The following is an 8724-nucleotide window of genomic DNA, read 5'->3' as shown; positions in this document are numbered from 1 at the left end:
ATCGTGCCCAGGCTGGACAAGCTGTCGCCGGCCCGCTACCACCCATCCGACGTGCACGACACCAGCCTGCGCGGCATCGAGACCGACGACGTCGCCTGGTTCTTCCGGACCATGGCCGGCCCGTTCGCGTGGGCCTATTTCCGTGCCTGGCAAGACACCTGGGGAAGCGAATTGTCGCGCCGCGAGTTCGCGATCGACGGGGTGACGCCGGGTGAGGAAGCACGTTTCTTCGACTACTACGACGCCTGCTGGCGGCGCAACCTGACGCTCAAGGGCGCCGGCCGCGTGCTGGCCAAGACCAGCATGCTCACCATGCGCCTGGACGCGGTGTTGCGGCGTTACCCGGACTGCAAGCTCGTCTACGTCATCCGTGACCCGGTCGAGGTCATTCCGTCGGGAATGTCGTTGCTGGCCAGCGTGCTCGAGAACGGCTACGACGTGTGGAATCGCACCACCGACGAAGACCAGCGCCGCTGGGTGGAGAACCTGTACCAGGCATCGTGCGACATGCTGCGCCACTTCCACGACGCTCATGCGGCCGGCGCGATTCCCGAGCGCAACCTGTGCATCGTGCGCTATGAGGACCTGATCAACGATCTCGAACCGACGATGGAGCGCATCCTCGAGTTCGTCGAGATCACGCCGTCGGCGGCATTCGTCGAGGAAGTTCGCGCGCAAGCGGAGCGGCAGCGCAACTACACCAGCAAGCACGGGCATTCGCCCGCGCAGTTCGGTCTGAGCCCCGAGCGGATCCGGGCAGACCTGGGCTTTGTCTACGACGCATACGGGCTCTCGTCGACCAGCGATGGACACCGAAAGGATCACCAACATGGCTAAGTACGCGATCGCGAAGCGCGAAAAGCTTTCGGGCCCTGCACTTGTCGATCCGCGAGTGCGTTTGGCCGCGGGCTCGGCGACGTCGAGGACGCGTCGTGTCGGCAAGATCGGAACGGCCGCCGGCGGACTGCTGGGCCTGGCCTTGCTTCCGTTGGCGGTCGCCAACGCCGACGACGACTACGGAAACTACGACCTCGTTCCCAGTTCCGCGGACACCGTAGCCGACGGCGGGGTCCGCAACTTCTCGGTCGAGGTTCCGCCGGCGGCGGGCGGAAGCGTTCAGGGCACCGAGACGTTCGACGTCGACAACGCGAGCGGCACTCAGGTCGGGACCATCACCGCCGACGTGACGAATACCACCGATGTCTTCGGCGACACCAACCAGGAAATCCTGGTCACCTCCGACGGCGCAGCCACCAACGTCGGCACCGCCGCCGGGGACGTTCCGCCCGTCGGCTCGGTCTTCGACACCTACACCTACAGCAGCGGCATCCCGGTCGTCTACTCCGACATCCCCACGTCCACCGGCGACCAGATGTCCTATACCGTGGCCGGCCTCGACATTTCCACCACGTATGACGCGAGCAGCACCGTCGCCCCGGTGAGCACCGCCGGGGCCGGGGCCGGCTTCACCGGCGACACATTCGTCTTGTCCGGTCCGGAAACCGTCGACGGAGTCAACGGGATTCCGCCCGCGGACTACGACCTGCTGGGAGTCCAGACATTCGACGTCGACAACGCGAGCGGCACCCAGATCGGGTCCTTCACCGCCGACGTGGCCAACAGCTCGGATGCCGCGGGTAACACCACCCAGGACCTCCTCATCACCTCGTCCAGCGGCGACGCCCCGCCGGTCGGCTCGGTGTACGACTATTTCTTCACCGACACCGCCACCAACGACAGCACCTATAACGTCTACTCCGACATCCCCTCGGCAACGGGCGGCGCGGACACGGTCACCGACACCATTGTCAGCCCCTACGGCTCGTCCGTTATTCCCGTCGACTTCGACGCGGCCGCCGGTCTCGCCGGTGAACTCGGCGGCACCTCGCCGGTGGGAACGGCCATCGACCTGCCCAACAGCTACGACATCACCCCGGTCGGCTCGGGAACGATCGTCGGAATCGACGGCATTCAGCCCGAGGACATCGATGTGCAGGGAACTCAGTCGTTCGACTACACGGACACAGCCACCGGCCAGACCGGGACCTTCGACGCCGACGTGGCACAGAGCACGATCATCTTCGGTGACACCACCCAGGAACAACTCGTGGTCACCTCGTCGACCGGGGACGCTCCGCCGGACGGCTCGGTGTTCGAGGTTTACAACTACGGTGACGGCTACCAGAACATCTACTCCGACATTCCCTCGACGACCGGTGGCGCGAACACCATCACCGATACCTTCGTGACCCCGTTCGGGGATGTCAACGTTCCCGACACCTATGACGCGGCCGCGGCTTTAGCCTCCGATTCGTCGACGACCTTCGCCGACCCTGGGGCGTCGACGGCCGCCGCCGACCTCCTCGGCGGTCTCGATCCCTCGGCAGCGCTCGACAGCGGCGCGTTCGCCGATCTGTTCCCCCAGGCTGCGGCGCTGTTGTCCAGCCTGTTCTGAGTCGCCCCGGAGGCCGGCTAGCCCGGGCCGTCACTGGCCGCGGCCAGTAGCGGTACCAGCACGTCGCTGATCGGCGTTGGGATCCCGTGGGCGCGGGCCTTGCGGATGATCACCCCGTTGCGGATGTCCCACTCCTGCGGGCGACGGGCCTCGCGGTCGGCCAGCATCGAGGTGCCCATGTCGACGGGCGCCGCGCAAAACATCTCCACGGTGCCGGTAGCCACGTCGTCGGCCAGCTGGGCGCCTTCGGCGCGCGCGACGGCGACGCACTCTGCGGCGTAGCGCTGCGCCAGGTCGGCGAGGTCGTGGCGACGGAACATGCCCGATCGCCGGCCGGTGAGCACCATCAGCCCGGCCACCGCGTTGACCAGCAGTTTGCGCCACGCGGCGGTGACGAAGTCGGGGTCGCAGTCGGCGACACCGCCCGCCGCGCGCCACAATTCGGCGAAGGTCGTGGCCGCGGGCCCGGTCGGCAGCGCCAGCCGCGCCTCGGTGCGCAGTCGCACCCAGCCGTCGGGCTGAGTCTCCGCCGAAAACCAGACGATGCCGGGGATGACGGTCGAGGTCGGACAGCACGGCTGTACCTGCTCTACCTGTTCGACGCCGTTCTGCAGGATGACGACAGTGGTGTCCGCATCGCACAACCGGCTCAACCACCGTGCTGCGTCGGCGTTCTGTGTCGCTTTGACTGCCAGCAGCACCACGTCGACCGGGGCCGTGATTGTGGCGGGATCGGTGCGCACCGGCCCGGCCACGACGATCGGATCGGTGCCGTCGGGCCGCAGTTCGATCCGGGCCCGCGGCGTCCGGCCGCAGATCAGAACGTCGTGACCGGCGGCGGCGAGGTAGGCGGCGACCGTCGTACCGACGGCGCCTGGACCGACAACTGCAATATCCATGACGAGCACTGAAACTACCCGCCTCTAGACTGAGCTGTCCTTCCCACCGCTGACAAGGAGTGTTTGTGCTGCGCAGTCATGCCGCCGGTTCATTGCGGGCCACCGACGCCGGGCACCAGGTGACGCTGGCCGGTTGGGTCGCGCGCCGCCGCGACCACGGCGGGGTGATCTTCATCGATCTGCGTGACGCCACGGGGGTGTCGCAGGTGGTGTTTCGTGCTACCGACGTGCTGGCCCAGGCTCACCGGCTGCGCGCCGAGTTCTGTGTGGCGATCCAGGGTGTGGTGGAGATCCGCCCGGAGGGCAACGCCAACTCCGAGATCGCCACCGGCGAGATCGAGGTCAACGCGACGTCGCTGACGGTGTTGGGGGAGTGCGCGCCGCTGCCGTTTCAGCTCGACGAGCCCGCCGGTGAGGAAGTGCGGCTGCGCTACCGCTACCTCGACCTGCGCAGGGACGGGCCTGGCAACGCGATTCGGTTGCGCTCCAAGGTGAATGCCGCCGCGCGCGGCGTGCTGGCCGCGCGGGACTTCGTCGAGATCGAGACCCCGACCATGACGCGTTCGACGCCGGAAGGTGCGCGCGACTTTTTGGTCCCGGCCAGGCTGCAGCCCGGCTCCTTCTACGCCTTGCCGCAGAGCCCGCAGCTGTTCAAGCAGTTGCTGATGGTGGCCGGCATGGAGCGCTACTACCAGATTGCCCGCTGCTATCGCGACGAGGATTTCCGCGCCGACCGCCAGCCCGAGTTCACCCAGCTCGACATGGAGATGAGCTTCGTCGAGGCCGACGACGTCATCGCCACCGCCGAGCAGGTGCTCACAGCGGTGTGGGCATTGATCGGCTACGACCTCCCCACTCCCATACCGCGGATCAGCTATGCCGAGGCGATGCGACGCTTCGGCACGGACCGACCTGACCTTCGGTTCGGGGTTGAACTCGTCGAATGCACAGAGTTTTTCTCCGACACCACGTTTCGCGTTTTCCAGGCGCCCTACGTCGGCGCGGTGGTGATGTCGGGCGGGGCGGCACAGCCGCGCCGGACACTGGACGGCTGGCAAGAGTTCGCCAAACAGCGCGGCCACAAGGGCCTGGCCTACGTGCTGGTCGGCGACGACGGCACGCTGAGCGGCCCGGTGGCCAAAAACCTGTCCGACACCGAACGCGGCGGCCTGGCCGCGCACGTCGGCGCGCAACCCGGCGACTGCATCTTCTTCTCGGCGGGGCCGGCGAAAGCGTCTCGTGCGCTGCTGGGTGCGGCGCGCGACGAAATCGCGAAGCGGCTCGACCTGATCGATCCGAACGCCTGGGCGTTCACCTGGGTCGTCGACTTCCCGTTGTTCGAGCCGGCCGACGACGCCGCCGCCGCCGGCGATGTCGCGCTGGGCAGCGGTGCCTGGACCGCGGTGCATCATGCGTTCACCGCACCGAAGTCCGACTCGGAGGCCACCTTCGACAGCGACCCGGGCAGCGCACTGGCCGACGCCTACGACATCGTGTGCAACGGCAACGAGATCGGTGGCGGCTCCATTCGTATCCACCGCCGCGACGTGCAGGAACGCGTGTTCGCGATGATGGGCATCGGTGCTGCCGAGGCGCAAGAGAAGTTCGGATTTCTGTTGGACGCGTTCACCTTCGGCGCCCCGCCGCACGGCGGCATTGCGTTCGGCTGGGATCGGATCGTGCAGCTGCTGTCGGGGGCGGATTCCATCCGCGAGGTGATTGCCTTCCCCAAGTCCGGCGGCGGCGTCGACCCGTTGACCGATGCCCCCGCGCCGATCACGGCGCAGCAGCGCAAGGAATCGGGCATCGATGTTGTGCCCGAGGCGAATCGAGATCGACGCTAGACCCGCTTCGCCCCGGCTTTTCTGTGCGGGCGTAGATCTCGGCGGTATCCCCGTGCCCGCGGCCCGCACAGTCTTGACCGTTAGCCCCGCCCGGTAGTTAGCCCGTCAACCGACCCCTCGAAGCTCACGGTTACGGGGCTATCACGGCACCTATCACGGGGTCGTCACGCCGTCCGTGCACGGCTCAGTGCGGCACCAGAGACCACAGCGTCGACAGTGTGCCCCGCACCGGGTGCAAGAAGAGGTTCACGATCTGGATCGGGAACAGTTGGCCATTGCCACCGCATTTTGGCCACGCGCCGGGTCCCTGGGTGGCCAGCACCCGGTTGGCCACGGCGATCTGTTCTTCGCGCGAGGCCGTCGCCGGGTCGCCGATGCCGCCGTTGGCGGCCCAGGTAGAGGGCTTGAACTGCAGCCCGCCGTAGAACCCGTTGCCCGTATTGGCGTGCCAGTTGCCGCCCGATTCGCACTGTGCCACGGCGTCCCAGTTCATCCCGTCTGCGTAAGCCACGCCGGTGGTCGGATCGACCAGCAGTGTCATGCCCAGCACCACCAGGGTGGCTATCGCCAGGTGCTTGCACAGTGTGCTCAGTAGCCCAGCTAAATGACTCATTTAACAGGTCTAACAAGTCGGCGTGAAAGGAGTCAATGAGTGGGGCTTTAGTAATCAATGAGATTAAAGTTTAATAACGCGTTTTACGTTGCTGATGTTAATTAGAGTGAATTTTTATACCTAGTGATACGGTTTATAACTACTGAGTTATATGAGGAAGAAGTTATCTTGCCGTGATGGAGTTAACTAGAGTGACTCGTGATGCTGTTGTTACTCAAGTGATATGAGTTGCGGACCGACGCGTCGCCAGACGTTCCGGAAAGCTCCCGGACCAGGCGTTTGGGTGGGCGTGCGTGGACAGCGTGTGGAGTACGTCAGGCGGCGCGGCTGCGCGCCGCCCCGGGCGTCACTAATGTTGCAGCGTGACATCGCCGAGCCAGGCCAGTGATCCGGATCGGCATCCGCCGGCGCGGGGCGCCCGCTACCGGATCATCCATCGCACCGAGTACCGGTACTCAGACGTGGTGACGAGTTCGTACGGTCGCGGCTTTCTCACTCCGCGAGATCTGCCGCGGCAACGCTGCCTGTTCCACGACCTGCGGATCTCGCCGCCGCCAGCCGACAGCTCGACGAGCCCGGATACCTACGGAAACATCAGTTCGTACTTCCATGTCACCGAGCCACATCGCGCGCTGACAGTCACCAGTGAGTCCATCGTCGAGGTGTATCCGTCGCCGCCCGAGCGCTGGGGTGCCGGGCCGGCGCTAGACCCCTGGGAGCACGCCCGCCCAGTGGGCGTGCGCGGTGCGTTGGCGTGCGAGTTCACGCTCGACCTGAACCCGCCCGAGATCACCGACGCAGTGCGGGAGTACGCCGCGCCGAGTTTCGAGCCCGGTAGACCGCTCGTCGCGGTGCTGCGTGACCTCACCACGCGGATCTACACCGACTTCACCTATCGCTCCGGGTCGACGACGGTGTCGACTGGCGTCGACGAGGTTCTAGACGCGCGGGAAGGGGTATGTCAGGACTTCGCTAGGCTGGCGATCGCCTGTCTGCGCGCCAACGGGTTAGCGGCCAGCTACGTATCCGGTTACCTGGCCACCGTCCCGCCCCCGGGGAAGGACCGCATGATCGGTATCGACGCCACGCACGCCTGGGCGGCGGTGTGGACGCCGCAGCCGCCCGGCCAATTCGAGTGGCTGGGACTCGATCCCACCAACGATCAGATGGTCGACGAGCGATACATCATCGTCGGGCGGGGCCGCGACTACGCCGACGTACCGCCGTTGCGCGGCATCATCTACACCAATGCCAAGAACAGCGCGATCGACGTCGCGGTCGACGTCGCACCCTACGAAGGTGGCGAACTGTATGCGTGATTTCCACTGCCCCAATTGCGGTCAGCGGCTGACGTTTGAGAACTCGGCCTGCCTGGCGTGCGGCAGTGCGCTGGGCTTCTCGCTCGAGGAGATGGCACTGCTGGTGATCACCACCGGCGATGACGCCGCCCGCGCCGGATTCGTCAGTGCCGGCAAGTACGAACTGTGCGCCAATCGCAATCTCGCAGAATGCAATTGGCTGGTCCCGATTCGCACGCCGACCTGGCTGTGTAGCTCGTGTGTGCTCACCAGCGAACGGCCCAACGACGCCGACCCCGGAGGGTTGGCCGAATTCGCGCGCGCCGAGGCCGCCAAGCGCAGGCTTATCGCCGAACTCCACGAGTTGAAGCTGCCGATCGTCGGGCGTGCCCAGGATCCCGACTACGGCCTCGCGTTCCGGCTGCTGTCCAGCGCGCATGTGTCGGTGACGACCGGGCACCAAAACGGCGTCATCACACTGGATCTGGCCGAGGGCGACGATGTGCACCGCGAGCAGTTGCGGGTCGAGATGGACGAGCCCTATCGCACTCTGCTCGGGCACTTCCGGCACGAGATTGGGCATTACTACTACTACCGGCTGATTACGCCGTCGGCCGAGTTCGTCGCGCGTTTCAACCAGCTGTTCGGCGACCCGAATGCCGACTATCAGGCGGCCCTGGACCGGCACTACAGCGAGGGCGTGCCCGCGGGCTGGGAGCAGACGTACGTGTCGTCGTACGCGACGATGCATCCGGCCGAAGACTGGGCGGAGACGTTCGCGCACTACCTGCACATTCGGGACACGCTGGACACGGCGGCATGGTCGGGCTTCGCGCCGGCGACGGCCACCTTCGATCGGCCGGTGCTGGGTCCCAGCGCATTCATGACGATCATCGACATGTGGCTACCGGTGTCCTGGTCACTGAACATGGTGAACCGGTCGATGGGCCACGACGACCTGTATCCGTTTGTGCTGCCAGTCGCGGTGCTGGAGAAGATGAAATTCATCCACTCGGTCATCGACGAGGTGACCGCGGCATCGGGTAGGTCCGGCACGCTCAGCGCGTGAGCGCGCCGGTCACGGCATCGTCCGCCGCTCGTCACCACCCCACAGCGGTTGGGTGCCGCCCGGCAGGGCCAGTTGGGTTGCGGTGATGACCTCGGCCAGTTCGCGCAAGGCGGTATGGGTGGTGGTGAGCAGTCCGGCCAACTTGTCGCGGCGTCCGTCGGGAGAGACCGCTTCCAGCTCGGCGGGATGCGAGCGTCGCAGCAGGGTGCTGACCTGGGCAACCATCCGCTGCGGGCGGGACGACCCCGACGAGCCGGGCAGGTCGCCGAGATCGGTTCGCAGCCGCTCCAGCTGATACACCAGCGACCGGGGGTTCGTCGAGTCGAACAGCATCAGCTCCGCCAGCGCTGCCACGTTGACCTGGCCGGCCGTACGACGACGGTAGATGACCGCGGATTCCATTGCGATCAGCGTCGATTCGATGACGGTCCGCTCGGCGGCCGGCGCCAGGACGGTGGTCAACGTGGCGTTCAGCAGGGCGGTCAGGCCCAGCCCACGTTCGATCCGCTTGCCGATGTCCATCATGGACCAGCCGACGTCCTGCAC

Annotated in this window: 8 protein-coding genes; 5 read left to right on the top strand and 3 right to left on the bottom strand. The window is 66.2% G+C overall.

From position 1 onward, the window contains the following. Both AC2VOU_RS04775 and AC2VOU_RS04770 read left to right on the top strand, forming a co-directional pair. On the top strand, nucleotides 1-837 hold an 837-nt coding region (locus AC2VOU_RS04775; protein WP_486956320.1), incomplete at its 5' end, for a sulfotransferase family protein. Beyond that, nucleotides 830-2455, top strand: coding sequence for a hypothetical protein (locus AC2VOU_RS04770; RefSeq protein ID WP_486956319.1), 1626 nt, complete (start codon nucleotides 830-832; stop codon nucleotides 2453-2455). The genes AC2VOU_RS04775 and AC2VOU_RS04770, both read left to right, overlap by 8 nt. Nucleotides 2456-2472: 17 nt before the next feature. Here the strand turns inward: AC2VOU_RS04770 and AC2VOU_RS04765 are convergent, their stop codons facing one another. Next, nucleotides 2473-3354: an oxidoreductase gene (locus AC2VOU_RS04765; protein ID WP_486956318.1), complete on the bottom strand. Its 882-nt coding sequence runs from the start codon at nucleotides 3352-3354 to the stop codon at nucleotides 2473-2475. Between the two features lie 59 nt (nucleotides 3355-3413). Here AC2VOU_RS04765 and aspS point away from each other — a divergent pair, with 59 nt between their 5' ends. Then, complete coding sequence (aspS, locus tag AC2VOU_RS04760) at nucleotides 3414-5198, top strand: aspartate--tRNA ligase (protein WP_486956317.1); 1785 nt, start codon at nucleotides 3414-3416, stop codon at nucleotides 5196-5198. Between the two features lie 184 nt (nucleotides 5199-5382). Here aspS and AC2VOU_RS04755 read toward each other — a convergent pair whose 3' ends face one another. Next, nucleotides 5383-5739 carry a transglycosylase family protein gene (locus tag AC2VOU_RS04755; protein ID WP_486956321.1) on the bottom strand — a complete coding sequence of 119 codons (357 nt, stop codon included), beginning with the start codon at nucleotides 5737-5739 and terminating at the stop codon, nucleotides 5383-5385. A gap of 434 nt (nucleotides 5740-6173) precedes the next feature. On the opposite strand from AC2VOU_RS04755, the gene AC2VOU_RS04750 reads away from it, so the two are divergent. Then, entirely contained in the window at nucleotides 6174-7130 is a 957-nt protein-coding gene (locus AC2VOU_RS04750; RefSeq protein ID WP_486956316.1) for a transglutaminase family protein, read from the top strand. Further along, nucleotides 7123-8178, top strand: coding sequence for a zinc-binding metallopeptidase family protein (locus tag AC2VOU_RS04745; protein ID WP_486956315.1), 1056 nt, complete (start codon nucleotides 7123-7125; stop codon nucleotides 8176-8178). The genes AC2VOU_RS04750 and AC2VOU_RS04745 overlap by 8 nt, the downstream gene beginning before the upstream one ends. Before the next feature lie 9 nt (nucleotides 8179-8187). Here the strand turns inward: AC2VOU_RS04745 and AC2VOU_RS04740 are convergent. Continuing rightward, the coding region (locus AC2VOU_RS04740; RefSeq protein WP_486956314.1) for an alpha-E domain-containing protein at nucleotides 8188-8724 on the bottom strand (537 nt) is incomplete at its 5' end.

This window comes from Mycobacterium sp. TH-M25 (assembly GCF_057473665.1).
This window is presented reverse-complemented; position numbering and strand designations above follow the sequence as displayed.